This is a genomic window from Pedobacter heparinus (assembly GCF_032678725.1).
GTDB classification, from domain to species: Bacteria; Bacteroidota; Bacteroidia; order Sphingobacteriales; family Sphingobacteriaceae; genus Pedobacter; species Pedobacter heparinus_A.
Window position 1 is genome coordinate 98,748 of record NZ_JAVTSC010000008.1, and the last position, 26,314, is coordinate 125,061.

Below are 26,314 nucleotides of genomic sequence, written 5' to 3' on the forward strand. Positions count from 1 at the left end.
AAAAAACATCTACTATGAAAGCAGCATTATTTCACAAACCGGGAGACATCAGTTACACCACCGTCGCCGATCCGAGGATCGAGCTGGCCACCGACATTATTTTAAAGGTAACCAGCACAGCGATATGCGGTTCTGACCTGCATATTTTAAGCGGGGCGGTTCCGCAAACTACAGATATGGTGATGGGGCATGAATTTATGGGGATCGTTGAAGAAGTGGGTGCAGAAGTTCGGAATCTGAAAAAGGGAGACCGTGTAATTGTTCCTTTTCCTATTGCCTGTGGCCAATGTTTCTTTTGTAACCATGGTGCTTCGCCAGCCTGCGAAAATTCCAATTACAAACATTATGGACCCAATGGGGATATGATGGATCAGAAGGGAGCTGCTTTGTTTGGTTATACAGATCTATATGGAGGATATTCAGGCGGACAGGCGGAATATGTCAGGGTTCCCTACGCGGATGTAAGCCCGAGGATCATCCCGGATAACCTAACTGATGAGCAGGCACTTTTTCTCACCGATATTTTCCCTACGGGATGGTCAGGCATAGATTGGGCACAACTTAAAGGGGGAGAAGTCATAGCGATTTTTGGATCTGGCCCTGTCGGACTGATGGCACAAAAAGCGGCATGGTTAAATGGAGCGGGCCGTGTGATTGCCATTGATCCATTAGATTATCGCCTGGAAAAGGCTAAAGCAGTGAATAAAGTAGATACGCTTAACCCGCATAAAGTCGATGTCGTGGAAGCCATTCGCGAAATGACCCAGGGAAGAGGTGCTGATGTTTGCATTGACGCTGTGGGATTTGAACCGGAACGGAGTTTTATGGATAAAGTAAAAGCAACTATCAATTTTGAAAAAGGCAGCATGAAGGTATTGGAAATGTGTTTCGAAGCGGTTCGCCGTAGCGGAACGGTATCCATCCTGGGTGTCTATGGAAGTCCTTACGATAATTTCCCGCTGTTCAGAATCTTTGATAAAGGGATCACCATTAAACAGGGACAAGCTCCGGTATTGAATTATATCGATCATTTGATCATGCTGGTCAGAGAAGAAAAGGTGGTGCTGGATGACATTATTACCCATAGCATGCCGCTGAGTGAGGTAGCGCAGGGCTATAAGCTTTTTGATGAGAAAGCAGATGATTGTGTAAAAGTTGTTTTAAAACCTTAATCGATTTGTGATGAATATTTTAAGTAAATACGCACTGATTACCGGTGCAACCAGCGGGATTGGTTATGAACTGGCGAAGATTTTTCGCAGCCAATGGGTATAACGAAGAAAATAAAAAATGAATGTCATGGCTAAGAAACCGATCACACCATCCACTCCGGTCAGTCCCAGGGATGGTTTAGACAATACAGGAACCCAAGGGTATGATTCGCTGACTGATGATGCATTTACAGGTTCTTCGGAGAAACCAAAGGAGAATCCTGGTGATGATCAGAGTCACACCGGAAGTTCTTCAGAAGATTTTGATGATAAAGAGGATTGATTATGGAAAATATAGCAGAGGACTGGGAGCCTTTTGAAATTCAGGTTACCATTGAGGGCGAGGTAAAACCTTTACTGGTCATTCCTGACCGGGAGGAACCTAAATATGCCATTTTTGATCAACATACCTCCCTGGGCACGGTTTGGCAGGAATCAGGAAAAACTGGTAAGGTTTGGTGTGCTGAAGGGATGGCTGTCAAAGCTTTGTTAACGCAACTGGGCGAGCAGATGGAAGATTATTTTAATAATAAACCTGTATAAATTATTGATAACGATATTTGTGTACATGAGTTTGCTCATACTTTAATGAATTTTGGTCTTGATAGTGTGCTGTACCGTGTACTGAGGAAATATATTCCTGCAAAGGGGGATAATTAAGTATCACTTTTCGTGGACTGCATAATTATGGCTAGTGCAGGGGTTTGGACCAAGATAAAAGGTTATCTAATGATATATCTGGTTCTTCACTTTATCAATCAGGTTTTGTATATCAAAAGGTTTGGCCAGATAGTCGTCAGGTTTACAGGATGCCGCCAGCATAGATTTAAGGTCGTGAGTTGCTGAAATTATAATTACAGGAATGTATTTTTGAATGGTAGCTTTCAGGGCATTGCAAAGGATTCTTCCGTCAAATTTGCCCAGCATCACATCCAGCAAAATTAGGTCTGGTTTAAACAGGATCATCTTTGCCGCAAAAGTTCCGCCATCTGCCAGGGTTTCGATCTGGTATCCTTCCAGATCCAGTATTGTCTCCATTATTGCCAGCAAGTCTTTATCATCATCAACAATCAATATTTTTTTCATGGCAGGCATTTTAGGTATGCCTATTAACAACCTGATTGAATGTCAATTGTTTTATTTATAGCAGGCAGTTAATAACTGATCAGACATTTTCTTAAAATGAGTAGTTTTTTTGATCATTAAAAACCAGTGCTCACAGTTGATCAATTTCGTAGCTTTGCCGGTCATACAGGAAAAACCTATGATAAAAAGAAAAAAAACGCCCGAGGCAAAAGCCTATGAACATCTTATCGAGGGAGTTGATTTTACAGTTGAAAGGATTGATGCTGCATATGAATCTACGGAGTTCCGGTCCTGCAGCTTTAGCAACCTCTCCGGCATAGCCTTTACAGACTGTCTGTTTGTTACCTGCAATCTAAGTAATGCCCAGGTAGGTAAATCTAAAGCACAGGACCTGACATTTCGGGATTGTAAATTAATCGGCATCAATTTTTATCAAATGCTCGATTTTGGTTTTTCGCTGCACTTTGAGAACTGCCTGCTCGACTACGCAAGTTTCGACCATAAGAAAATGAATAACAGTAGTTTTAGGAATTGCAGACTTCATGGTGCGAATTTTAGTAACGCTGATCTGTCTAAGGCTAATATGACAGAATGTAACCTGGCCGATGCAGTTTTCTCAAAAACAAATCTTTCTGGCATGGATTTTACGAGCAACCAGAATTTCAGTATTGATCCTGAGCTTAATCTGATAAAAAAAACTAAGTTTTCGGCCAATTCGCTGGCAGGTCTTTTAACTAAGTTCGACATTATAATTGAGTAGTTTAGCTATACCATAACTATTGCCTGGATTTTCTTGGATAAATTAAAACCAAAAAATTTAGATAGTTTAAAAGCCCTGGAGAAACCCAAGGCCTTAAATTTTCATATAAAATTTATAGCTTTTCTATTTCTTCGATCGCAAGGCCTGTTGCTTCAGCTATCATTTCAACAGCTATGTCTTTGCTTTTTAGATTTTGTGCAATTTCAACAGCCTTAATGCGTTCACCTTCTTCAATCCCCTCTTCCTTAGCTTTTTTTTCTGCGTAACGAATACCCGCATTCCAGTCAGATTTTGCTTTCACATCTGAGTGGTACAATTCACGTTCTTCTTTGGTCATTTTACTCATGTCCGCAATTTTAAATATTTTTAATCATTGATTGTTTATTTTTCTTGCCGTCATCTCGACGATAGGAGAGATCTCTTGTTTGAGCGTGCTTTAACGTGGATTTGCATCCGCTTTCTTTTTTTAGTTCTCCATATAGGTAGCAGGCTGTTATCACGGTAACTATAATACCCTTCCGGGTAGGTTAAAATGTGCCAGGCTGGGTTATATTGCCCGGAAAGGTGTGGATCTGTATAATTTTAGATGACTCACAGTTTTACTAAACTTAATAAGGTTAATGTTTATAAATAGATCCGGCTTCGGACGGAGCTATCGCCGCTGTTTAATGAGACAGGCAATGTGAAACCAATCCATGTTTAGAACTCTTTATCGCCGAATTCACTGTTTGGAAGTTTAGCTTTGCCGGTAAGTTTATTCAGATTGAAGCTGAAATTCACTAAAAAGACATCCGTTTCGTATATGTAATTTGTTGTGGTATAAAAATCTGTACCCATTGTTGTTATTCTCTGACGATGATAGATCAGTGCAGGCCACATGTGGTGATGCTGGACTACCGTTTAAATGGCGAGGATGCCAAACAGATCTGCTACCGGATCAAATCACGTTATCCGCACCTGCCAGTTATCGCCTTGAGCTGTAATTATAACATTGACAGACTTTATGGAGAGGGTGGATTTGACGATTATATCAGGAAGCCTTTTGATCTGGATTTATTGTACCGGGTGCTTCGGAAATATATTCCTGAAAAGGGGGATAATTAAACATGACTCTTCGTGGGCTTTATAGTATATTTATTTCCAGTCTTTTTCTTCGAGTGTAAATATCTCTTCTACAGTGGTATTGAATATCATTGCAATTTTGAGTACCAATATACTTGAAGGAACAAATTTTCCGATTTCAATTGAATTGATGGTTTGCCTGGAAACATTTACTTTATCTGCCAGGGCAGCCTGGGTAAGGTTGTGCCTGGCACGTTCTACTTTTATTGTATTCTTCATATGTGTTTATGCCATAAAGACATACAACCTCGAATAGCGAATGATGTTTGCCAGCACGAATACCATAATCAGAAAGTAATTGATAGAAATCAGATCGAAGGAAATCATCTGGTGCTGGTAAAGGTTGGAAATAACCAGCTTAATTGTATATCCAATGATTAATGCAAAAAGAGCGGCAGATGACCTAATGGCGGCTGATCTTTCGTCTTCCCTGGTCTGATTAGTGATAAATAAGATGAATAGGCCCGAGAGCAAGGGAAGTTCAGGATTATTGGACCTGGAAGTTAACAGAATTGGAATTCCAACAAGGATAAGGAATAAGCCAATGAACTTAGAATATTTAGATAAGTGTTTCATAGTTTAAAGATTAGTTTGCTTATCCAAATGTATAGTTTATTTATTTAAAAGACAAGTTTATTTGTCTTTTGTTGGTTGGCAATTGATACCCTCATCTACGAACTGTCGATATGGGTGGCCATACCCGGGTTTCGCTATCTCAGGACAATAATGTTGATGAAAAAGCGAAGCAGCATTCGCTAAAAATGTGGGAAGCCATGCTGGAGGAATTAAAAAAGGTATTGGAAAAATAAGGACAGGATAATGCATGTTATAACATTTAATTGAAATATATTGTATCCTATCAATCTGAAAAACTACATTATATTCATATAACCTTAAAGATGGAGTGAATGAGCTGATTAACTCACCGCGTTAATTACCTGGAAAGTAAAATTGGTTTCATTTTCATCAGAATTGACTTTTAACGTTCCGTGATGGGCTTTTGCAATTTCTGATGCGATGTAAAGGCCAAGCCCTAAACCATTCTGACTGGCATGGCTTTCTGCTCTGTGAAAAGGATGGAACAGGTTGCCGATGGTATGTTGCGGAATGGGCTTGCCCTGATTGGTTATAGAAATGCACCAAAAATTTTCATTGGATGCTGCGCTGATCTGCACAGGTGTATCTGCTGATCCATGTGTGATGGCATTTGCAAGGAGATTGGAGCTAAGTTGAGCAATACGGCCCGGATCGCATACCACCGGCTGACTGATGCTGAAATCTGTTTCGATTTTACTTTCCGGCCAAGCTATCTTGAGTTCATCAGTAACTTGGTTCAGCAGATCTTGCAGGTTAACTGTAACAGGGCTGATGGGAATGCCACCACCCAAACGGCCACGGGCAAGGTCCATAATGTTATCTATCATTTCATGCATCCGTTTTGAGCTGCTGAGTAATATTCTGGTAAGCCGCTCTTCATTTTTGCCCAAGTCTGTTCTTGCCAGCATCTGGGCTGCGCTCATGATGCCGCCCAGCGGGTTGCGCAAGTCATGCCCAAGAACCGCAATAAACTGTTCCCGGATCACAGCATTTTGCTGCTCAGCAGATAAATTGTCCTCTGCCAGCTTTTTTGAAGACTGCAGGTTTTGTTCGTATAACCGGCGGTCTGTACCGCGAAACAAGGTAAACCGTGTAAAAAGGAGCTGTTCGTTTTCATCCTTTCTTTCGTAGCCATTGATAAACACCGGCATTTTTCCGTTGCCAGTCTCCATTAATTCCACCGCCACTTCCTCAAAATAGCCCTGCATGCGTAGCAGCGGCCATAAATGGGTTTCAAAATAAATCCTTCCGCCAATGGCCAGCAGGTCTGAGAAGCGTTTTCCTTTAAATTGATCAGCGGCACTGTTAAGCCATCCGGCCAACCTTTGGTTGATACGGATAATCTTCCCTTCTCTGTCGGTAATTACAAAACCACATAATGCAGTGTCAAAGAAATCATCGAAATCTTCGGCAGCAGGTGTTAAATGAGAAAATTGATCGTCAGACACTTTGTAAATAAGATTTGATGATGGCAATTGTTTCTTCAGGAGCACTTAGGTTTGGACAATGCCCAGTGGCATTTAGCTCTACAAGGGTACTTGCGGGCATGCGCTTATGCATATATCTTCCAACTTCAACAGGTGCAATAACATCATTGCTGCATTGCATAATCAATGCAGGTATTTTGCTGCCGGCCAGTATATTCCGCTTATCCGTAAGAAATGTAGTGCGGGCAAAATGTTTGGCTATTTCCGGATCCGTTTTACAGAAGCTGTTGGCCAGTTCTGTTCCCAGTTCTGCTCTGTCAGAGTTGCCCATGATCACCGGCGCCATGGTTATTGACCAGCCCAAATGGTTGTTGTTTAAAGATTCCAGTAGTTCTTCGATTTCAGAACTGCTGAAGCCGCCAACATAATCATCCTGATTGATATAAGAAGGCGAGGGGCCAACCAGGATAAGGCATTTAAAAAGTTCGGGCGCCATCTCTGCAGCAATAAGGCCCATCATTGCACTAACGGAATGGCCAACAAAGATGATGTCCTTCAGGTTTAATTCAGTAGCAATTTCTATAATGTCTGCGGCATATCCTTCCAAGCTGTCGTATTTTTTATAGGAATAAGCCGAAAGGTCGGAATTTCCGCCGCCCACATGGTCAAAGAGAACAATTTTATAGTCGTCCTGAAAAGCCGGGCTTACATATCGCCACATGTTCTGGTCACAACCGAAGCCATGGGCAAACATCATTGTTTTGCTGCCACTTCCTTTCACAACCACATTGTTTCTCTTCGTTACGCTCATAGTGCAGATCTGTATTTTATAAAGATAGCTTTTATCTACTGAATAAGTAAACGTGGCTAACCCGGTTTAGGCCGGGCTCCCGTTTTAATGTATAAATTGACTACAATCGCAGCCTGAGCAGCAATGATGCCAATTTTGGGTTTTACGATTATTTTTTATGTTTTTTTTTGCAAACTGTAAAGTATGTTGTGAAAAAACTGAGAAAATCCTGTAAAATTCTTTTAATTAACAAATTGATAACCTTTTACGATGGTTTTGAGCTGGATTTTGGTATGCAATTTGATTTATGGGTATTACCTAATTAAAAACAGTTTAAACATTTCATCTACTTATGGAAAACATTTCTTTGAACCACCAGATTTGTAACCATCGCTCTTGCTTGGAAAGCTTTGCGATGAAATTTACCAATGATCTTGAAGATGCCAATGACCTGGTGCAGGATACCTTGATTAAAGCGATCCGCTATCATCAAATGTATAAGCCTGGTACCAACCTTAGGGGCTGGCTGTATACCATTATGAAAAATACTTTTATCAACGAATATAGAAGGGGAGCCAGAAGAAATGCTGTGATCCAGACTACAGAAGAATTTACTGGTGCACAGCTCAGCATGGGCGCGACCAGCAACCGTGGGGAAAATACTTTTGTGATGAAAGACATCCAAACTGCATTGGGCAGGTTACAGCCTGAATATTCTGTTCCATTTCTGCGTTATTTTGAGGGTTATAAATATCATGAAATTGCTGATGAACTGAATATTCCGATTGGAACGGTTAAAACCCGTATCCATATGGCCAGACAGGTATTGAAAAGACACCTGAAAATGTATGGAGATAGTTTAAACACTGGTGCGAGGGCGGATTAGCAGCTATTTTTGCAATTTTATTGGATAAATTAAAAATCTAAAAACAAAGCCAACTTATAGCTGTTTTTGGTATTGAGAAAGCGTTAATAATAGGGAGTTTGATCGAAAGGTCTGCTCCCTTTTTATTTTGCTCCTTTTGTTTTGAGGGGTGTGACAAGTACGAGGAGGTGCAGCATAGATACTTTCAAAAAAAGATAACGCTCGCTGCCCGTACCCGGTTTTTTTGTATGGCTTTTTCAGCCTTACAAAAAGGAGGGAAAAATTTAAAATGTAAGCAATCAATAAAATTAAGAATCGTAAACCATTTTATATCTCGGGTGTTAGTGTTTACATCGAAAACGATGAGTAATAAACATGTATAATACCCTTGCTTGATGAAAACTAAAACGGAAAACAAATTTGAACAGATTGCCACCCGGATCACATGCTGGACGGGCAGCTCACTTGCATTTGGAATTGCCCTTGGTGTGGTACTTACCTGGGTAATTTCTGGTCCTGTATTTAATTATTCAGATACCTGGCAGCTGGTGATCAATACAGGGACAACAATAATCACTTTTCTGATGGTATTTCTGATTCAGAAATCACAGAATAAGGATGGAAAGGCAATACAGCTTAAGTTAAATGAACTCATTGCTGCGAGCAGGCATGCCAGTAACAGAATGGTAGACATTGAAGATCTAACCGAGGTTGAACTGGACGTATTGCATAAGTATTATGCAAAGCTATCTGAAAAAGCTGAGGCTGATGATGATATTCACAGATCACATTCCATCGACAAAGCCAATGAGCAGGCGAGCAAACAAAGGGTAGCACAAAGAAAGGACTTGTGACAATCGGTACGATTAAAACGCGCATTCATCTGCCACGTAAGGAATTGAAAAATTACCTTATTTAAACAAAGCAAAAAAGCAAAGCGAATTCTAGAAAACAGGTATATGTATACTAAAGAACAGGCAACGAATAGATATGAAACAAGAAATGAGTATTAAGTAAGCTGGGTGTAATTCTATACCTCTCCGGCTTTGCCACATCCGTGCTTAGGAGGGTAGTTTGCGGCCGTTGAGCCCGCGGCTATATAGAAATAATTATTGTTTATCCGAAGGTTAGGCACGCTGCGTTCCTAATTATTTCTTCTCAGGGGCATTTCAGTTAGCTTCAGTCTGAAACAGGTTTTTAACTACAAATTCTAGCACCGCATCTCTATTTTCCAGCATGTCTTGGACAGAATTTGATACCTGATAATCTGGGATGGCCCCTCGCTTTTGTATCGTTTCGTTTACTGAATAAATGCCATGTACCAGAGGTATTGATATCGCGGTTTCGGTATGATCTCCCCTTACGGATCGCTTTTCTACCCCATTGGAAATCCCAGCATAGCCGCCTGTTTCACTTCCGACTAAGATCGCAGGCGTATGTTGCTTAAATAGTCCTGCCGCAACAGCACCAGCCGAGACCGTTCCACCATTGATCAGAACCACTAGTTTGCCACGAAAGTAATTTTCCTCGATTGGATTGAAAGTCATTAATTCAGGTAACGCATCACTATTGGTTAATTTAAATGTCCCATCCTTTTGTATAACCGGGTTATACCGGTCATCTAACTCTACTTTGGACCCTGTAGCCTTAAAAAAAGACTCATCGTTTACCAGTGTAGTTTTTTCTTTAGCCGGAACTATGGACTTATCAATAAAGTATTGAAGCAAATAAGATGCATTTCCTATTTTACCACCACTATTATCTCTTAAGTCGATGATTATGTTTTTAATTTTGTTTGCGGAAATCTCTTTAAAACATTTTTTATAAAAATCGGGAAAGGTGTTTTCGGCTTCACTGAAGGTGTCCTTAAAAAATCGATCGATCTTGAGAACAGCATAATCGCCTTGCTTATTCACTTCAAAATTGAAGGCATCAGTTGATGGAATTGAAGAGGGATATCTTTTAGCTTTGACCGCCAGATAGTTTTGCTTAGAGATTGGTTCTACCTGTACGTTTAAAATCTGTTTAGTTTTATAATCCCGGTAGGAAAGATTGTAGGATAATTTTTCTCTAAAGAGCTGTGGATATATTTTGCCAAATAATGTGAAGTAAGAAGTTCCCAAAGAATGTAACGTAGGAGAGCTACTGATACCATCGAAAGAAAAATGTGATGAAATTTCTGCTAAAATTTGATTGCTTAAATGGTCATCTATTGCCAGGATTTCGGAACCTTCAGGAATTTGAAGGGTACTTAAGTTGTTTACGATGAAAATCCGCTCATCTTTAGCTAAAATTTGAAAGGGAAGCCATTTTTGATTGCCTATGATACTGCCGAGTTCGTTAAAAGCCTGTGCGCTTGTATGACCGTCATGAACATTGGCAATCATTTTAAGTACAACTTTATAGAAGGCCGTTGCCTCGAGAGGTTTCGCAGTTTCTATCATTAACGAATTCATCAAATTTTCAAATTCTTCATGAATTTGATTGGTATAAAGCCCAGGATGCGTTTTGATCAATGCATTTTTAAATTTTGCAAGATCCGCCTGCATGGTTTCAGGCTGATAAATAATAGGTTGTTGTTCAAGTACCATATCATGTGTTAAATTATCTTTGGTAAACCAAAACGTTTCGCCGCCCTGGTTCAGCGTCATTTTACTTCTGGACGTATTAAACAACAACTTGATATCGGCCTTATGAAATACGAATCCATCCCTAGCGAAGGCTTCTAGCTGAAATGGGTTCTGCCCGGTTGCTTGAGCCATTAATGTCGTATTTTTTTTACTGATGGTTATTTTGAGCGATGTTTGTGTACTGCTATAAACACCTAGGTATTTATCCAGCTCACTTTTTGACACGACTAGCAGACTGTCCTTTTTCGGTTTGTTGATGGTTTGTGCCGGTAAATTGCACCCAAATGCGACAAAGATTGATAGAAAGATTAGTTTAATTTTCATATTGGGGACTATGTTATAGAGGAAATATACAGAAATCGTTTTTATTGTAAGTATAATAGAACTTAACCCACTCGCTACTATAAACAAATAAAGTTTTAGTTTGCTAAACAGAATATCATTGCAGTTGTTGTGTATCCACAATACTTATATCTATGGAAACAAATCAAGAGATCATCAGCGACCTGAAAGGGTTAGTTAACATTGTCAACGACGGAAAAGAGGGTTATGCCTCTGCCAGTGAAGCCACAGACAGCGGTGAGCTAAAAGCTGTTTTTTTGAAGTATTCGGCGCAGCGTGCAGATTATGCGGATGAGCTAAAAGCACACATCGCACAACATGGCGGGGATTCTGATAATGAAGAAGGTGGAATTTTAGGAGTGCTGCACCGCACCTGGATCGATATTAAGCATGCTTTAAGTAGTAAGGAAGATGCAGCTATCTTGTCTGCGATTGAAACAGGGGAAAAAGCAGCGATTGAAAAATATGATAAAGTGCTTGATGATTATGCCTCACACCTGGACCATCTCGCTTTGCTGCAGCGTCAGCGTACAGGCATTCTGGAAGCGCTTAAAGAAATCGAGACCTATCGTCTGCGTTTAGTGCGATAACCAGCTATTCAAAATTAAAGTTCACGTAAAATTACACAGTATTCACGTAATAAAATTGGGCATTTACCACAGTATAGATACGTTTGCTTAGGAGTTTGCCCAATTCCCATTGACAAAATAAAGTTTGGTTGTGCCCCGCCACTGCGGGGCACTTTTTTTTTCTAATACATAATGAAAAGCATACAGAATATAGAACAAAAAAAGTGACAGATTTCTGTTGCCTTCCCCAAAAACACTTGTTGATTACTAAAATTCAGCTGGAAGCTGAACAGGAGGGTGCATTTTGTTTGCGCATGCGTCAGGCACCTTAATAGACGTAAAATAAATAAATACCCTACAACCCTCCTTGTCAACCTACAACGCTGGCTTTGTATAATAACCACCATCCTGTATTTCGCCGTTTTCATCCAACCATATATTCACAAAGGTATCACCTTCAATACAGGTAGCAAACGGGTTGTCCTTTGTAGCTTGTTTTTCTTTTAACAGGGGGATAAGCTGCTTGCTGGTTTGTTGTTGCCTGGCGTTGGCTTCAGCAGCCTCACTGGTTGTTAACGTACTTTTCATGAGTTCTGCTAAACGATACCAATCGCAGGTGATTTCATTTAGTTGCCGTTCTTCTATATTGATCATAGCTTACATTTTGTTTTTAGGATTAACAGTTGCTCTGGCAATTTTGTGTGAACAGCTTTAAGTTTTATTGCTCCTTTGCCATATACCTGCCAATTTCCTGATCTGTTTGATGGGGGCTATCGGTTAACGCATTAATGATCCGCTGTTTTTCTGCTTCATTTTTGTTTTGGCTCAACTTTTTACTAGCCTGAAAAGAATCAACCTCGATTTCAAATGCGACAATGCCTTTTATCATTTTGGTTTTATAATCTTCAGGTAATCGCTGCCATTGTGCCATATATTCGGCCTCATAATTATTAATGGTACTTTCCAGAACCTCAACTGCAGCTGTGGATTCTTCAATAAGCCTTGCCTTTCCGTAAGCGTGCACCGCAATGTAATTCCAGGTAGGCACACTTTGTTCTTTATCGTAGTGTTTTGGAGAAATATAGGCATGTGGCTCCGTAAAAATAACCAGAACATCCCGTCCGATCAATTCTTTCCATTGTGTATTGGCTTTTGCAAAGTGGGAAGTGAGTATAGTTTTTCCATCTCTTTGCGATACTACAAATGGTAAATGGCTTGCGTTAGCTACATTATTTACCGCAGTTACAATGGTGCCAAAACTGTATCTTTTAATGAAATCGACGATCTCTTTCTGATCTGTAACAAGGTTTAATTTAGAAATATACATAACAGGCTTTGCGATTAAAATAAAAAAACCGGGAATGGAGGCTTTGATGGTAATATACGAAAATGAAATATTCTGGGCATAGCAATTTGTTTTTATTGATCACCATAACCCTGATGTAAAGCCAATTCAGGATTACGAAAATCTAAGAAAAACCTAATTGTCCATATAAGTGAGCAGGCCATTATCCCGGTAGCTGTAATATCCTTCCGGATAGGTTACGATATGGTCTAATAAACAAATACTGATGTTATTGGCTGCTGCTATCAGATTAAGGTTATAGATCAGGTCTGTTCTGCTGGCGGTGTAGGGTGTTAGGGAATGGCTTACCAGTACCATTGATAAACACTGGTGTTGTAAAGACAGCTGCAGTACATTTCTTGGATCACCAAACCCGGTAGTGGCAGTACCTAGCTTTTGCTTGTGCTTTAGCATGCTAGTATTGTCAAATAACAATATCCAACTTTTGATGGCCGATAGCTTCTTTAATTATCCGATAAGTATGGTGGCTGTTGCCCGGTATATACTTTTTATTTGATGGGTTGTTCCGGAAATAAATATTGCGGGGTTCGTTTAATTGTACTATTGGAAATACGGTTACGTTGTACATGTGCTTTGAGTTTTGATACTGTAAATATCGGCACATTTGAGCCCAATAGCCGGAAGTTAAACGGATATAAACGGTTAGTTCGGGATGATAAATATAACACTCGCTACCCGTACCCGTTATTTTTGTATGGCTTTTCAGCCTTACAAAAAGTAGGATAAAAATTAAATGAGAAATAAATCTTTGAAACCTTTAATTTTTATACCTATGGTTTCTAGGACAAGCGTTGCAATTTCAACCGGCAGCTCATTTAATTGGTCTTTCTGCCACGCCAGTTCTTCTTTAACAGATTTGTCTGCATGTTTAAATGCTTGCAATGCATATAAAGCTGCACCTACCGAATGGTCAGCCATGTGAGCTGTTGAAACACACTGACTGATTGATCTGGCAACAGATTTTAAAACTGGATCTGTTTCTTCCCGCGCTGCTGTGTGAGCAAGATACGCAGCCTGCATTGCAACTCCGGTTTTGGCCTTACCGTTTTTCCATTCCTCAGCTATTTTAAGCGCATGTGTTAACCTGTCATCTATTTTTTTACCCCTTGCTAGCAGTAGGGCATGTTCGCTACAAGATATGGCCCATGCCATTAAACTATGATGATTTTTTAATAGGAGGGTGCCACCGCGGTGTTCGGCTATAAATCTTTTATCTCTCATATCTATTTTTTAGCGTTTCAATGCTGCCAGGCAATGGGTATACACACATACGAGTGTAACTTTAATCCATGGAGTCTGTTGGCTAAATCATCAACTTGTTCTAATGTCATGAGGCAAAGTTAGTGAAGAATTTTGCGCTTTTGACGCTTATTTAAAATTTCTGCCGCCGTGAAATGCCTCTTTTGGCACTTCTTCCCGAACCTGCGACCGTTTATCCTGTGCCGGATAAGGTGCGGTTTTTTCATCACCCCGGGCTAAGGTCAATACCGGCAAATCATCCGCTTCCCGCTGCACCAGCTTGCCCAGCATTTTGGTAAAATCAAAGCACTTGCTCACAATCACATGCACCACCAGGCCTTCCCGTTGTAAACGGCCTTCTACCATCAATAACCTGGAGTGCAGGATTTCTTTCCGGTAGGTTTCAAATAATTTCTCAAACACAACCAGGTTAGAATAACCGGTCTCATCTTCAATCGTAATAAAACATACCCCTCCGGCAGTTCCGGGCCGCTGGCGGACCAGCACCAGACCGGCTACTTTGACCAGTTGCCCATTGGTTGATTCGTTGTTAATCGTATGGCAGGATTTGATGTTCAGCATATCCAGCTGGGGCCGCACAAAACTTACCGGGTGCGCTTTGAGTGAAAGACCCACCGTTGCATAATCCTGCACTACATGTTCACCGGTACTCATCAGTGGCAATTCTACCTGGGTTTCCAGCATGCTTTCAGATATCTGGCCTTTGAACAATTGTACCGGCATATCCTGTAAAGCAGATACCTCCCATAATGCCTTGCGCCGGTCTATTCCCATTGACCGAAACGCATCTGCATCTGCCAGCCGTTCTAAGGCTGCAAGGGAGACCCCGGCATCCCGCAAAGCAGTAACCGTCTGGTAACCATCAGCCCTAGCCGCTACCAAAATATCCATTTCTTCCTCACGAATTCCTTTAACCTCCCGGAAACCCAATCGCAGTGCATAATATTTACCTGATTTTTCTTCCAGCAAATTATCCCAGGTTGAAAAATTAACATCCACCGGGCGAACCTCCACGCCATGCTTTTGCGCGTCAATCACAATCTGCGCGGGCTGATAAAAGCCCATCGGCATGCTGTTGAGTAAGCCTGCCGCAAACACATCCGGGTAATAATGCTTGAGCCAGCAGGATATATAAACCAGCAGCGCAAAACTGGCCGCGTGGCTTTCCGGAAAACCATAACTCCCAAAGCCTTCCAGCTGCCTAAAAATTCGTCTGGCAAACTCCTCGGTATAACCTTTGTTCATCATCCCTTCAATGAGTTTCTGTTCGTACTGGTTCACCATGCCTTTGAACTTAAAAGTAGCCATACTGCGCCGCAGGCTATCCGCCTCCGCTGGGGTAAAGCCAGCTGCAACAATCGCAATCTTCATCGCCTGTTCCTGGAATAAAGGTACCCCATAAGTCCTGCCTAAAATTTCTTCCAGTTCCGGAGATGGGTAATCAACAGGCTCCTCTTTATTACGCCGTCGCAGATAAGGATGCACCATATCCCCCTGGATCGGCCCAGGCCTGACAATAGCCACTTCAATCACCAAATCATAAAACTCCCGCGGTTTTAAACGGGGCAGCATAGACATCTGCGCACGGCTTTCAATTTGAAAGACACCCAGCGTATCCGCCAGGCAGATCATATCATACACCGCCGGATCATCCTGCGGAACATTGGCCAGGGTAAGATCCAGGCCATAATGCTTTTTACAGAGATCAAAATTTTTACGGATGCAGGTCAGCATCCCCAGTGCAAGCACATCTACTTTTAAAAAACCAAGCGCATCAATATCATCCTTGTTCCATTCAATATTAGTCCGGTTTTCCATCCGGGCATTCAGTATCGGGCACAAATCAGTCAGCTTACCATTGGTCACCACAAATCCACCCGTATGCTGACCGAGCTGCCGGGGAAAGCCCATCATCTGCGCAGTCAGTTCCAGTGTTTTCCTGAGCTGCGGATCATTGGGGTTCAGTCCGGATTCTGTGATCCGCTTACCTTCAAACCATTCGTCAGTATACTCCCATAAAGAACCGGAAAGCCGGTTGATGGTATCTACAGATAGGCCCATTGCTTTTCCGACATCGCGGATTGCCCCCTTTTGATGTTGCTGGGTGACAGTAGCCACAATTGCTGCCCGGTCACGCCCATATTTATCATAGATATACTGAATGATCTCTTCCCTTCTTTCGTGTTCGAAATCCACATCAATATCCGGTGGTTCATTTCTTTCTGAAGAAATGAACCGCTCAAACAACAGGTCAAAATTCATCGGATTGACCGAAGTAATGCCCAGGCAGAAACAAACTGCTGAATTTGCTGCAGATCCCCGGCCCTGGCACAAAATGCCACGGTTGCGTGCTTCACGAACGATATCCTCCACAAAAAGAAAGTAATTGGCATAATCCATTTTTTTAACGAACTCCATTTCATGCGCAATCATGTTCACCACTTTTTCAGGAACAGTTTCTCCGTAAATTTCATGCGCTCCTTTCCAGCACAGGTATTCCAATTCCTCCTGCGGGGAACGCCCGCTTTTGTTGATCTCCTCGGGATAGACATATTTCAATTCATTTAAGGAAAAATTACAGGCTTCGGAGATCACCAGGGTATTTTTTATGGCTTCAGGATGTTTCCGGAACAGCCGCTGCATTTCCGCAACTTCTTTAAGGTAACGCTCGGCATTCTGGTGCAGCCGGAAACCAGCCTCCTGGATGGTGCATTTTTCCCTTACGCAGGTCAGCACATCCTGCAATTCCCTGCGGGAAGGATCGTGGTAATGCACGTCGTTGGTGGCTACCATCGGAATGTCATAAAAGTCGGCCAGCTGTTTGGTCCGGAAGATCAGTTTATCATCGTTTCCCAAGTAAGACCTGGTTGCTGCCAGGTACAGCTGCCCGCCCAGTGCTTCCCGGTACTGGGCAACTGCAGCGATAAATGCAGGTTCATACTCAAACCTGCGGTTCAGCATGCCTGGCATGACGACCGTAAAGATCATCCCTTTGCTGTGCGCATATACATCGGCGCGTGACAGGTGACAGGAACCTTTTTCTGCACGCATATTGCCCAGTGTCAATAATGCGGATAACCTGCCATAAGCTTCTTTATCGGTAGGGTAAGCCAGCAAGCTTGGCCCGTCCAGCAGGTCCAGCCTGCAGGCCGGTATCAGCTTTATATTTTTTTTCCTGCAGGCTGCATGGGCACGGACAATGCCCGCCAGGGTATTATGATCCGTTATTGCAATTTTTTTGTAGCCAAAAGCCTCGGCTTGTTTTACCAGCTCATGCGCATGGGAAGCCCCCCGCAAAAAACTGAAATTTGAAGTTACCTGTAATTCACTATAGCCCATAACCCCATTCTTTAAGCAAAAAATCCATGAATAAACCATTGGTACTTCTGATCACCACCATAATGACCGGAACGAAAAAGCCAATACCGCTTGCCCTGATCGTCTTCCACCTGGTAATAATCCCGGTGTTCCCCGGTATCCAGCCACCATTCCCGTTCTATGCGCTCCGGCCCGTCAGCTTTGACGACCTGGTGCCGGACCCCTTTATAAACAAAAAACTTAGGCGGATGATCGGGGATGAGCGCCATCACCTCAATAGGATCGGGACATTTCAGTAATTCAGTAGGACGTGGTTTCTCTGTCCGCCAGTCAGCTAAAGGCTGCTCTGTAATGGAACTGGCCCTTAACACTGCCCGTTCCGGCCAGTAACGTGTAGCAGGCAGGTACCGGTGGATGACTTCTGGTCCAACCTTTCCCGCTACCCGGTCTAATAACCTGATGACACTCTGGTCATCCAGCCCTGGTTTGACTGTCCACATCGCTTCCTGCGGAACCTCGACATCATCCACCTTTGACGCATCCAAAACAAAGAGCTCAATTCCCAGTGCCGGGCGGATTTGGTCGATCTTTAACTGGAAGAGCTTGAATAAATGGCTGACGCTATGTGTGGCACCACTGGTTCCTATGGTTATTTGGACAACTTTGCCATCTATCCGGTAACCGGTTAATGTGCCTGTCCGCAGACCTTTTCCTTCAGTTTGCATGCGTTTGCACAAACTTTCCAGCATCCTGGTAATGGCAATCTCTATCCCTGTGCGGGTTTTGATCGGCTCCAGGCAAGGCAGGCGTTCCTGGAAAGGAACAGGAACCTGCAATGGAACCAGCGGTTCGTCTTCAGTTCCCAGTGCCTGTGCCAGGCGCAAGAGGAAATCTTCTCCAAAACGCCTGCGGAGTACAGACCTGGGCATGCCGATAAAACTTTTGATCTGGTAAAAGCCGAGCTTACGGAGCCTGGCCAGTACCGGCTGCTCCAAACGTAAAGCCTCCGGCACCAGACCAGGCAAAGCTTCGGGATGCCCGCCTATGGGAATCAGCGGCGTTACTTTGCCAAAATGCGATACCGCCCAGGCAGCTCCTGGTGTGTCCGCAATCGCCACCCGAACGGTATATCCCTTAGTTTTTAACCTGGAAACAATCTCTTTTAAATATTCGCGCTCCCCGCCCCAGAGGTGCGTGCAACCACTGACATCCATCAGCAGGCCATCCATTCCAAATTCATCAATGGCCACAATGGGGGAGTACCTTACGCACCATTCGCCAAGACCGCGGAGCAAATTGCGGGGACGCTCTGGCTTATCGTTCAGCACTTCCAGCCCAGGGCAAATTGCTTTTGCATCCGCTGCCCGCATACCGGGTTCCACACCAGATGCAGCAGCCAGTGGATTTACCGCCGTGATCATCATCCGCCCATGGTCTGGCGCCGCAAAAACAAAAGGCACCTCAGCCAGTTCCGGGCGACGGATGAGCTGCCAGTTTGCCAGCAGCTGGCGAAACCATATAGATACAAAACGCTTTTGCATGATACCTATCCAACTTGCCTGTCCTCCTGTTCAGACCAAACTGTTTCTTGAACCACTGGGGCAACCTCTTCAAAACCTTCACCGGCCCATTCCAATATCCAGCTGCCCGGATTGCCGTTCCGGACTTTTAACAGGTCAACCTGCCAGCGAGGGAAACCCAAGCCTGGCATCCCATCTATATTTTCAGTACGTACAGGACTGATCTTCCATCGTGCGGTTGCTACTGTACTGGCAGCTTTGCTGGCATCCTTACGTAATATAAAACCAGTAACCCCACTTTCTTCTACAGCAAGCTGTAACCTGCGGGACTCAATTAAACTCAGGTTATTCAGTTCGGCTACTACAGCGGCCAGCCCCTCGCACTTCAAGGCTTCTTCGGTTATCCAAAGCACATCTTTTTCCGTTTTCACATCCATAAAGATGATCCGCTCGGGCTCCACATTGAAAGTGCTGAGTGACGCGGGAAATAACTGTCTTGAAGTACTGACCCATATACAGGCCGCTCCGTTCTGCATCAGGATAGCGAGTAAACCGGCAATAAAACCATCGCTGGCTGCTGCATCTTCCGGTAAAACGGTGATAAATTCATGGATTGCCCGTTTGGGAAATACGCCACCTGGAAATGCCTGCTCGATTTGGCCGAGACCTATTTGTTCAGCACTGCCTGCTGCCTGGGGCTTAAAGCCCTGCCAGAGCAGAATGTCCTGCTGCAGTTTGATCAGTATTTCCTTTTTAGCATCCATGATTATCCCCTATAATTAACAGCCAAATATTTTAGCCTGTTAATTATATAACAAACGTAATACTAAAATTGTTAGTAAATATTAAAATGTGGAAAATTTAGTGTTTTTTGTTAATAATCATCATCTGTAAATCAATTAGGAATTTTCATTACTAATATTTTTAGTTTTTTTAACAAAATTTTTATATTTGTATAATGAAGCTATTTGCAGAAACGGAATTATTTGACGGAGGTGTAAAGCGCTATACGGACTTTGCCTTGCCTGATACCGAGTTGCGGTTATGGCAGCATTTTTTTGATAGACAGCAAGCCAGCAATTACTACAACATTCTTTTAAATGAGACCCCATGGCAGCAGCGCATGCGGAAGATGTATGACAAGCTGATTCCGGATCCCCGGCTGACCGCTTATTATGGCGGAGAAAATGGATATCCATGGACACCAATATTACTCGAAATTAAAAAAGCAGTAGAAATGGTCACGGAAATTCGTTTTGACCGGGTTTTGCTAAACCTCTACCGGAACGGGAAAGATTCGGTGGCCTGGCACAGCGACAACCTGCCAGCAGACGGTAAACATCACCACATTGCTTCGGTTACATTTGGAGATACAAGGATATTTAAGGTTCGTCATAAATCAAAGAAAGAAATCCCACAAATAGACATCCCACTAACCCACGGGAGCTTATTGTTAATGGGCGAAAGCATGCAGGAGCATTATGAGCATCACATTCCTAAAACCGCAAGAGCAGTCGGCCCACGCACTAACCTTACTTTCAGGATTTCAGAATCCTCAAAACCAGTTTATTTTGCCGGGATAAATGATAATTTATAGGTATATGGTAAATTCTCTATTTGGTAAAAGAAAGCTTTCATGATATGGGATAAATGGATTATTAAGCATACCTTTTCTCGGGCTGCATAATTATAGTCAATTACTTAATTCAATATGCTATGGAACAAATAGATAAATTTGTCATAATTTTGATTTAGTAAAAAAATGCATGTTGAATATACAGCCTCTTGTCTCCCATTGCAATAAGTTCTGCAACATTGAACCGGAAAAATTAAGTTTACTGGAACCGTTCTTTGAGTATAGAACCTATAAAAAGAAAGAAATGCTGCTTAGAGAGGGACAACGTTGTAATGAGAAGTTCTTCATTGTAAGGGGATGTATTCATCTGTATTACCTCAGACAAGATGGAATAGAACAGACCATTGATTTTGCTATAGAGAACTGGTGGACCTCAGATTTTATGGCCTTCCAGCACAACTCGGCAGCGCAATTCTCTATCCGCGCGCTAGAAACTACTGAAGTGCTGTGCATTACCGCTGACAACCAGCAGCAGCTGTTAACTGAAATGCCCGAACTGAATGCCTATTTTCATTTAATATTTCAGAAGGCCTATGCCGCTGCTCAAATGAGGTTTAGGATGCTTTACGAACTTTCCAAAGAAGAACTATATTTGGATTTTCGGCGCAATTTCCCTGCTTTTTTGCAGCGGGTTCCGCAATACATGCTGGCTTCCTTCCTGGGATTTACGCCTGAATACCTGAGTGAAATTCGTAAAAAGTTTATTTCTTAAACCAGTTTAAGAGCACAGGGACTTTTGTTTAGCAACTTTGTTAACGAATTAAAATAAAAAAAGTTATGCTAAATGTTATTAAATACCGCCTTGACGTATGGGAAGAAGAACCAATATATTGGGAACACATGGTCGGGATCGACAGACGTCTTTATGCTTCCTCATTGACGCGAAGTCTGATAGAGCTGATCAAAATCCGTGCTTCACAAATTAACAAATGTGTCTATTGTATTGACTATCATACGCAGGAAGCGATAGCGTATGGAGAAAGCCCGCGCAGAATATTTTTACTGGCTGCCTGGGAGGAAAGTCCGCTGTTTACAGATAAAGAGAAAGCAGTTCTTGAGGCAACTGAAGAAATCACCCACATTTCTGAGCATGGCCTTACTGACCAGACTCATCAAAAACTTCAAAAGTATTTCAGTAAATTAGAAATAGCAAATATCATTGTCTGCATTTGCCATATTAATTTTTTGAATCGGGTAGGCATCGCAACCAGAACAGTGGCAACTTAATAAAGTTAGAACTATGACAATACGTTGCTTCGGTTTTTCATGATCTGGGCCTCACACCCCATTACAGCAGTCGGGATAAAAGATTTGAAGTGGACGGGGCTAATGCAGCAAGGGAATTCCTGAAAGGCCATGGGCTCGCCCCACAGACTCTTCAATTGGTATGGGACATAGTTGCTTTACATACCAGCCCTGGCATTGCCGAGTATAAGGAAGCTGAAGTAGCATTATTAAATTACGGCGTAGCACTGGATGTAGTTGGCAGAGGTTATCAAGACCTGTCTGAGCAACAACGTCAGGAAATTATTATGCAGTTTCCACGTACCGATTTTAAGAAAACAATTATTCCTACTTTTTACGAAGGTTTTAAACATAAGCCTGATACTACCTTTGGTAATATGAATGCAGATATATGTGCATGTATGGCGCCTGATTTTCACAGAAAGAATTTTTGCGATGCTATCCTTTATTCTCCATGGGCGGATTAAAAATGCCTCGGGTATTCCCCTACCATAGTTCCAAATAAGAGCCAGGAGTTATTCTGGCCTATCCAAAAGTCTCCTTTGCCTTACCAATAGCTGCGATCATATCGATACCTTCAGCCAAAACACCTGTAAACAGGTCACCGGTCTCTTTCAGACGGTCTGGCGCATTGTGGATCGTAAAATCCCGCATCGTCAGCCCTGGCTTCACCTCATCCCAATGCAGTGGCATAGAAACCGTAGCGCCTGGTTTAGGCCGAAGGGAATACACCCCGGCGATTGTAGCGCCTGGGCGGTTTTGCATAAAATCCAGATACATTTTTCCGCCCCTGTTTGCAATCATCCTTTCCAAAGTGGTATAATCAGGAAGTTCTTTGTGTACCAGCTTGACTACCACCTGGGCAAAAAGCTGACTCTGATCATAGCTGTATTTAGCACCTAATGGCACATAAATGTGGATGCCGGTTGAGCCTGAAGTTTTTACATAGGACGGTACACCCATGCCATCTAAAACGGTTTTGGTCATCTGCGCGGCCTCGATCACCTGTTCAAAGGTATTTTTATCCGGGTCTAAATCTATCACGCAGTAATCAGGATGGTCCGGTGATTGTACCCGGCTAAACCAGGGGTTCATTTCAATGCAGCCCAAAGTCGCCATCCAAAGCAGCGTTGCCCGGTCGTTGCCCAGCAGATATTCCTTCTTTTCGCCTTTTTCGTTGATATGCGGCATAGTGCGTGCCCATGAAGGCGCTGTTTCTGCCACATTTTTTTGGTAAAAACTTTGTCCATGGATCCCGCCAGGAAAGCGGTTCAAAGACATCGGGCAATCTAGCAGATAAGGAACCATATAGGGCGCAACCTTATCGTAGTAATTGAACATATCCCTTTTGGAGATGCCATCCTCCGGCCAATATAATTTATTAAGGTTGGTAAATTTAATCAGGTGGCCATCTATCTTTTTTTCGGAAGTTTCATTTTTTCCATCTAATAGTCGCTTTTCAGGCATCTTGCGCTTAAGGCCGGCAATACTGGATTGATTAACCCTGGTGGCTTTCTTTACGTCTTTTTTTGCGAGATGATGTTTACTGGTATCCTGTTCCAACTCTTCAGCAAAGGTTGCAACAATCTCGGCAGTGTCACCCGCAATTTCCAGCACCACGTCTGCCGGGTCTTTATCCTCACGTAATCCTTTAAAAGAGGCCTGTCTCAATTTACCATCACTGGTTATCTCCGCAAATTCCACTTCGCAAACTAATTTTGGCCGTAGCCAGGTGGGTTTGGCACCCAGCCGCCGTGGTCGAAACCGTGAAGGTTCATCCACATCAGGTTCCACATCAAAGGGGCATGCCTTTGTTTCCAAAGGTTTAAACCGCTTGAGCAGATCCTTCTGCAAGGCATCGTTAAAGCCCGTACCTACTTTGCCAATATAGCGAAGCACTCCTGAAGCATTATAAACGCCCAGTGCCAGGGCGCTGAAAAACTTATTGGAATCCTCATTCCTGGTATATCCAGCAATGACCACTTCCTGCCGGTGCTTGGCTTTAACCTTTAGCCATTCCCGGGAACGTGAATCTCCGGTGTACAAACTATCCGCACGCTTGGCAATGATCCCTTCCAGTTTCGCACGTTTGGCCGTTTCGTAAAACTCCAACCCGTCGACATAAAAAATCTGGCTCAGGCGGATAGTTCCATCATTAGCAGGCAATATCGCTTCCAGGATTTTTCTCCGCTCCAACAGCGTGTAACCAGTTAACAGCTTTCCTTTATACCATAGGATGTCGAACACATAAAAAACCAGTTTCAAATGTTTAGCGTTCCGCCAGTTCTGTAAAGCCCCAAAGTCTGCCAGACCGGTTTCATTGATGACCACAATTTCTCCATCCAGCACTACGTCTAAATTCCAGCTTTCCAGTAATTCATTGATCGGGGAGAAGTGATCGTATACCAGATTGTTCCTGGAAACCAGTTCTACGGTACCTTTTTGTGAAAATTCCAGGGCCCGGTATCCGTCCCATTTGATCTCATAGACCCATCCCGGATCATGAAAGGGCTGGTCTACGGTTGTAGCTTTCATGGCTTTGATTTTTCTGGGCATTAGAGCGGAAGGCGCCTCATCAAGCAGTGTCTGTATTTCAGCGCTCAGGGAAATATCGGCGTCTGAAGGGTTACCGCCTTTTTCAGCAAGCTCAATCCAGACCGGTGCATGGTCACTGGATTTTTCCCAGCCACGCACTTCCTTATCCACACCGCCTGAACGCAGCCGCTCAGCGAGCTCAGGATTTAATAAAAAATGATCCAGGCGCAAACCGGCATCCCTTTCATAGGCCTTGCGGAGGTAATCCCAAAAGGTATAGATCCTTTCTCCGGGATTAAGCTCACGGATCGCGTCTGTCCAGCCCTGGTTTACCAGATTAGCATATGCTTTCCTGATTTCCTTCCTGAACAGTGCATTGTTAATGTATTTTTCCGGTTTGTAGGTATCCAGTTCGGTAGGCATCACATTATAATCGCCGATGAGCATTACGGGTAGCCCGGTGTTAAGCAAGGCCTCACTGTGTTTAGCCAGCCTTTTAAACCAACGCAGCTTATAGTCAAATTTGGGCCCTGGATAGGGGTTGCCGTTGGGCAGGTACAAACAGCCGATTACCATTCCAAAAGTAAAGCCTTCAATGTACCGGCTATGGATAAAGGAATCATCCTTCCCGGGCAGATCATCTCTTAAGCGTTTGATCTCAGCTTTTGATAGTATGGCTACTCCGTTCCAGCTTTTTTCTCCCTGCCAGATGGAATGATACCCGGCATCCTGGATTGCCTTTTCAGGGAAACGGGAATTTTCGCATTTGAGTTCCTGCAAACAAACTACATCAGGCTGCGCCTGTTTTAACCAACGCAGGAGGACGGGTAAACGGCCGTTGACGCCGTTAATGTTGTATGTTGCAATTTTCATGTGGAAGTTTAAAGCCCTTTCGGCTATAACAAGTAGTGTGAGCAATGGTTTTTAATTAAGCATCACTTTTCCCGGGCTGCATAACCACGCTGAAGGGGGTGGAGACGCTATGCCCTTGAAAAGGATGCAGAATTATGGTCAATTGCAGGATGGAGCCCTTAACTGTCATTATACGGTAATTAGGAATAGAATATAAATCCGTTTAGCTTTCTAATACGTTTGTTAAACAGAAGGCGTGAGATAGGAAGGTGAGGTTGAGTTGAGGGTGAACACACAGGGAGAGTTGATGGGGTAGGAGAAAAACCCGGCTTAGGCCGGGTTTTTCATTTTTGTATGATTTAAATACAGTTGCTGCCTTGAGCAGCAATGATGCCAATTTTGGTTTTTGTGATCCTTTTTTATGTTTTTTTCGCAAACTGTAAAGTATGTTGTGAAAAAACTGAGAAAATCCTGTAAAATTCTTTTAATTAACAAATTGATAACCTTTTACGATGGTTTTGAGCTGGATTTTGGTATGCAATTTGATTTATGGACAATTTGATTTATGGGTATTACCTAATTAAAAACAATTAAACATTTCATCTACTTATGGAAAACATTTCTTTGAACCACCAGATTTGTAATCATCGCTCTTGCCTGGAAAGCTTTGCGATGAAATTTACCAATGATGACAAAAAAATGCGGGGATTGATTTACGGCTTATATTATCCATCACTAAAAAGAATTGGACATTGCGGCATAACCGAGCGGCTGCAGGGAGACCTTATTTTTGGAATTGAGGCGAATACCAGTTTGGCAGGTTCAAGAGAAGGCGATGGGGTGTACCGAAAAATCAGGCACAAGCGGACTATTTATTGCTATGCGGACTGGACAAGGAATGGAGCTGTAAAATGAAAGCTGTAGAAATAAAAATGACCGGAGCAATCCGTAAACTGAAATTTGAATCCCTTCTCAGCTTTGAACTCTTTCAGTTCAAAATACCATTCTTTCATCTGATCCCTGTCAGTAATTGCTTTCCAGACCTTTTCAATCGGTGCATTGTAGCTGCGTTCTACAATTAGTGGTTTTGTTTCCATGCTAAAGTTTTTAAGATAGGATATTATAGTTGTGATAAGTCTTCGTTGTCAGGATGCTCCAGAAACTCGCCTGGTCCAATTAATTT

Annotated in this window: 30 protein-coding genes; 14 read left to right on the plus strand and 16 right to left on the minus strand. The window is 42.8% G+C overall.

Annotation, left to right across the window (positions count from 1 at the left end):
* Positions 1 to 14 precede the first annotated feature (14 nt).
* The 3 genes from R2Q85_RS13565 to R2Q85_RS13575 all read left to right on the plus strand — a co-directional run bounded on the left by R2Q85_RS13565 (position 15) and on the right by R2Q85_RS13575 (position 1,754).
* A complete protein-coding gene (locus tag R2Q85_RS13565; RefSeq protein WP_316812335.1) occupies positions 15 to 1,172 on the plus strand; it encodes a zinc-dependent alcohol dehydrogenase in 1,158 nt (385 codons plus the stop codon).
* A gap of 127 nt (positions 1,173 to 1,299) precedes the next feature.
* On the plus strand, positions 1,300 to 1,494 hold the full coding sequence (locus R2Q85_RS13570) for a hypothetical protein (RefSeq protein ID WP_316812336.1): 195 nt from the start codon (positions 1,300 to 1,302) through the stop codon (positions 1,492 to 1,494).
* 2 nt (positions 1,495 to 1,496) lie between these two features.
* Complete coding sequence (locus tag R2Q85_RS13575; RefSeq protein ID WP_316812337.1) at positions 1,497 to 1,754, plus strand: hypothetical protein; 258 nt, start codon at positions 1,497 to 1,499, stop codon at positions 1,752 to 1,754.
* A gap of 183 nt (positions 1,755 to 1,937) precedes the next feature.
* Here R2Q85_RS13575 and R2Q85_RS13580 read toward each other — a convergent pair whose 3' ends face one another.
* The gene (locus R2Q85_RS13580; protein WP_316812338.1) at positions 1,938 to 2,297 is read right to left on the minus strand and encodes a response regulator transcription factor; all 360 of its coding nucleotides are present in this window, start codon (positions 2,295 to 2,297) and stop codon (positions 1,938 to 1,940) included.
* 178 nt (positions 2,298 to 2,475) lie between these two features.
* On the opposite strand from R2Q85_RS13580, the gene R2Q85_RS13585 reads away from it, so the two are divergent.
* Positions 2,476 to 3,057: a pentapeptide repeat-containing protein gene (locus R2Q85_RS13585; protein WP_316812339.1), complete on the plus strand. Its 582-nt coding sequence runs from the start codon at positions 2,476 to 2,478 to the stop codon at positions 3,055 to 3,057.
* Between the two features lie 112 nt (positions 3,058 to 3,169).
* On the opposite strand, the gene R2Q85_RS13590 is transcribed toward R2Q85_RS13585, so the two are convergent.
* On the minus strand, positions 3,170 to 3,403 hold the full coding sequence (locus tag R2Q85_RS13590; RefSeq protein WP_316812340.1) for a hypothetical protein: 234 nt from the start codon (positions 3,401 to 3,403) through the stop codon (positions 3,170 to 3,172).
* Between the two features lie 509 nt (positions 3,404 to 3,912).
* Between R2Q85_RS13590 and R2Q85_RS13595 the strand changes: the two genes are divergently transcribed.
* Positions 3,913 to 4,161 carry a response regulator transcription factor gene (locus R2Q85_RS13595; protein ID WP_316812341.1) on the plus strand — a complete coding sequence of 83 codons (249 nt, stop codon included), beginning with the start codon at positions 3,913 to 3,915 and terminating at the stop codon, positions 4,159 to 4,161.
* A gap of 30 nt (positions 4,162 to 4,191) precedes the next feature.
* Here the strand turns inward: R2Q85_RS13595 and R2Q85_RS13600 are convergent, their stop codons facing one another.
* Positions 4,192 to 4,398, minus strand: coding sequence for a helix-turn-helix transcriptional regulator (locus R2Q85_RS13600; RefSeq protein ID WP_316812342.1), 207 nt, complete (start codon positions 4,396 to 4,398; stop codon positions 4,192 to 4,194).
* A 6-nt stretch (positions 4,399 to 4,404) separates the two neighbouring features.
* Positions 4,405 to 4,755, minus strand: coding sequence for a hypothetical protein (locus R2Q85_RS13605; protein ID WP_316812343.1), 351 nt, complete (start codon positions 4,753 to 4,755; stop codon positions 4,405 to 4,407).
* Positions 4,756 to 4,865: 110 nt separating this feature from the next.
* Between R2Q85_RS13605 and R2Q85_RS13610 the strand changes: the two genes are divergently transcribed.
* The gene (locus R2Q85_RS13610; RefSeq protein ID WP_316812344.1) at positions 4,866 to 4,988 is read left to right on the plus strand and encodes a hypothetical protein; all 123 of its coding nucleotides are present in this window, start codon (positions 4,866 to 4,868) and stop codon (positions 4,986 to 4,988) included.
* A gap of 108 nt (positions 4,989 to 5,096) precedes the next feature.
* On the opposite strand, the gene R2Q85_RS13615 is transcribed toward R2Q85_RS13610, so the two are convergent.
* Positions 5,097 to 6,224, minus strand: coding sequence for a PAS domain-containing sensor histidine kinase (locus R2Q85_RS13615; protein ID WP_316812345.1), 1,128 nt, complete (start codon positions 6,222 to 6,224; stop codon positions 5,097 to 5,099).
* The gene (locus tag R2Q85_RS13620) at positions 6,217 to 7,014 is read right to left on the minus strand and encodes an alpha/beta hydrolase (RefSeq protein ID WP_316812346.1); all 798 of its coding nucleotides are present in this window, start codon (positions 7,012 to 7,014) and stop codon (positions 6,217 to 6,219) included. The genes R2Q85_RS13615 and R2Q85_RS13620 overlap by 8 nt, the downstream gene beginning before the upstream one ends.
* Positions 7,015 to 7,345: 331 nt before the next feature.
* Between R2Q85_RS13620 and R2Q85_RS13625 the strand changes: the two genes are divergently transcribed.
* Positions 7,346 to 7,879, plus strand: a complete 534-nt coding sequence (locus R2Q85_RS13625; protein WP_316812347.1) for an RNA polymerase sigma factor — start codon at positions 7,346 to 7,348, stop codon at positions 7,877 to 7,879.
* Positions 7,880 to 8,253: 374 nt separating this feature from the next.
* Positions 8,254 to 8,712 (plus strand): low affinity iron permease family protein, encoded by a 459-nt coding sequence (locus R2Q85_RS13630; RefSeq protein WP_316812348.1) that lies wholly within the window; start codon positions 8,254 to 8,256, stop codon positions 8,710 to 8,712.
* 315 nt (positions 8,713 to 9,027) lie between these two features.
* On the opposite strand, the gene R2Q85_RS13635 is transcribed toward R2Q85_RS13630, so the two are convergent.
* A complete protein-coding gene (locus R2Q85_RS13635; RefSeq protein ID WP_316812349.1) occupies positions 9,028 to 10,812 on the minus strand; it encodes a S41 family peptidase in 1,785 nt (594 codons plus the stop codon).
* 152 nt (positions 10,813 to 10,964) lie between these two features.
* On the opposite strand from R2Q85_RS13635, the gene R2Q85_RS13640 reads away from it, so the two are divergent.
* Positions 10,965 to 11,420, plus strand: coding sequence for a PA2169 family four-helix-bundle protein (locus tag R2Q85_RS13640; protein WP_316812350.1), 456 nt, complete (start codon positions 10,965 to 10,967; stop codon positions 11,418 to 11,420).
* A gap of 354 nt (positions 11,421 to 11,774) precedes the next feature.
* On the opposite strand, the gene R2Q85_RS13645 is transcribed toward R2Q85_RS13640, so the two are convergent.
* From R2Q85_RS13645 to R2Q85_RS13675, 7 genes are all read right to left on the minus strand, one after another.
* Positions 11,775 to 12,053, minus strand: a complete 279-nt coding sequence (locus R2Q85_RS13645) for a hypothetical protein (protein WP_316812351.1) — start codon at positions 12,051 to 12,053, stop codon at positions 11,775 to 11,777.
* A 64-nt stretch (positions 12,054 to 12,117) separates the two neighbouring features.
* Entirely contained in the window at positions 12,118 to 12,726 is a 609-nt protein-coding gene (locus tag R2Q85_RS13650) for an FMN-binding negative transcriptional regulator (RefSeq protein WP_316812352.1), read from the minus strand.
* A 153-nt stretch (positions 12,727 to 12,879) separates the two neighbouring features.
* Positions 12,880 to 13,179, minus strand: coding sequence for a JAB domain-containing protein (locus R2Q85_RS13655; protein WP_316812353.1), 300 nt, complete (start codon positions 13,177 to 13,179; stop codon positions 12,880 to 12,882).
* A 315-nt stretch (positions 13,180 to 13,494) separates the two neighbouring features.
* A complete protein-coding gene (locus R2Q85_RS13660; protein WP_316812354.1) occupies positions 13,495 to 13,986 on the minus strand; it encodes a putative immunity protein in 492 nt (163 codons plus the stop codon).
* A gap of 147 nt (positions 13,987 to 14,133) precedes the next feature.
* Positions 14,134 to 17,364, minus strand: a complete 3,231-nt coding sequence (locus R2Q85_RS13665) for an error-prone DNA polymerase (protein ID WP_316812355.1) — start codon at positions 17,362 to 17,364, stop codon at positions 14,134 to 14,136.
* A gap of 11 nt (positions 17,365 to 17,375) precedes the next feature.
* The gene (locus tag R2Q85_RS13670; RefSeq protein WP_316812356.1) at positions 17,376 to 18,884 is read right to left on the minus strand and encodes a DNA polymerase Y family protein; all 1,509 of its coding nucleotides are present in this window, start codon (positions 18,882 to 18,884) and stop codon (positions 17,376 to 17,378) included.
* A gap of 5 nt (positions 18,885 to 18,889) precedes the next feature.
* Positions 18,890 to 19,627: an Error-prone repair protein ImuA gene (locus R2Q85_RS13675; protein WP_316812357.1), complete on the minus strand. Its 738-nt coding sequence runs from the start codon at positions 19,625 to 19,627 to the stop codon at positions 18,890 to 18,892.
* A gap of 194 nt (positions 19,628 to 19,821) precedes the next feature.
* Between R2Q85_RS13675 and R2Q85_RS13680 the strand changes: the two genes are divergently transcribed.
* From R2Q85_RS13680 to R2Q85_RS13695, 4 genes are all read left to right on the plus strand, one after another.
* A complete protein-coding gene (locus R2Q85_RS13680) occupies positions 19,822 to 20,460 on the plus strand; it encodes an alpha-ketoglutarate-dependent dioxygenase AlkB family protein (protein ID WP_316812358.1) in 639 nt (212 codons plus the stop codon).
* Positions 20,461 to 20,629: 169 nt separating this feature from the next.
* A complete protein-coding gene (locus tag R2Q85_RS13685) occupies positions 20,630 to 21,211 on the plus strand; it encodes a Crp/Fnr family transcriptional regulator (RefSeq protein ID WP_316812359.1) in 582 nt (193 codons plus the stop codon).
* 65 nt (positions 21,212 to 21,276) lie between these two features.
* Positions 21,277 to 21,726, plus strand: a complete 450-nt coding sequence (locus tag R2Q85_RS13690) for a carboxymuconolactone decarboxylase family protein (RefSeq protein WP_316812360.1) — start codon at positions 21,277 to 21,279, stop codon at positions 21,724 to 21,726.
* Between the two features lie 89 nt (positions 21,727 to 21,815).
* Positions 21,816 to 22,211 carry a hypothetical protein gene (locus tag R2Q85_RS13695; RefSeq protein WP_410478889.1) on the plus strand — a complete coding sequence of 132 codons (396 nt, stop codon included), beginning with the start codon at positions 21,816 to 21,818 and terminating at the stop codon, positions 22,209 to 22,211.
* A 58-nt stretch (positions 22,212 to 22,269) separates the two neighbouring features.
* On the opposite strand, the gene ligD is transcribed toward R2Q85_RS13695, so the two are convergent.
* Positions 22,270 to 25,152: a DNA ligase D gene (gene ligD, locus R2Q85_RS13700; protein ID WP_316812361.1), complete on the minus strand. Its 2,883-nt coding sequence runs from the start codon at positions 25,150 to 25,152 to the stop codon at positions 22,270 to 22,272.
* 588 nt (positions 25,153 to 25,740) lie between these two features.
* Here ligD and R2Q85_RS13705 point away from each other — a divergent pair.
* Entirely contained in the window at positions 25,741 to 26,046 is a 306-nt protein-coding gene (locus R2Q85_RS13705) for a hypothetical protein (RefSeq protein ID WP_316812362.1), read from the plus strand.
* Here the strand turns inward: R2Q85_RS13705 and R2Q85_RS13710 are convergent.
* Positions 26,010 to 26,228 (minus strand): SRPBCC domain-containing protein, encoded by a 219-nt coding sequence (locus tag R2Q85_RS13710; RefSeq protein WP_316812363.1) that lies wholly within the window; start codon positions 26,226 to 26,228, stop codon positions 26,010 to 26,012. The genes R2Q85_RS13705 and R2Q85_RS13710 overlap by 37 nt on opposite strands.
* Between the last annotated feature and the right edge of the window lie 86 nt (positions 26,229 to 26,314).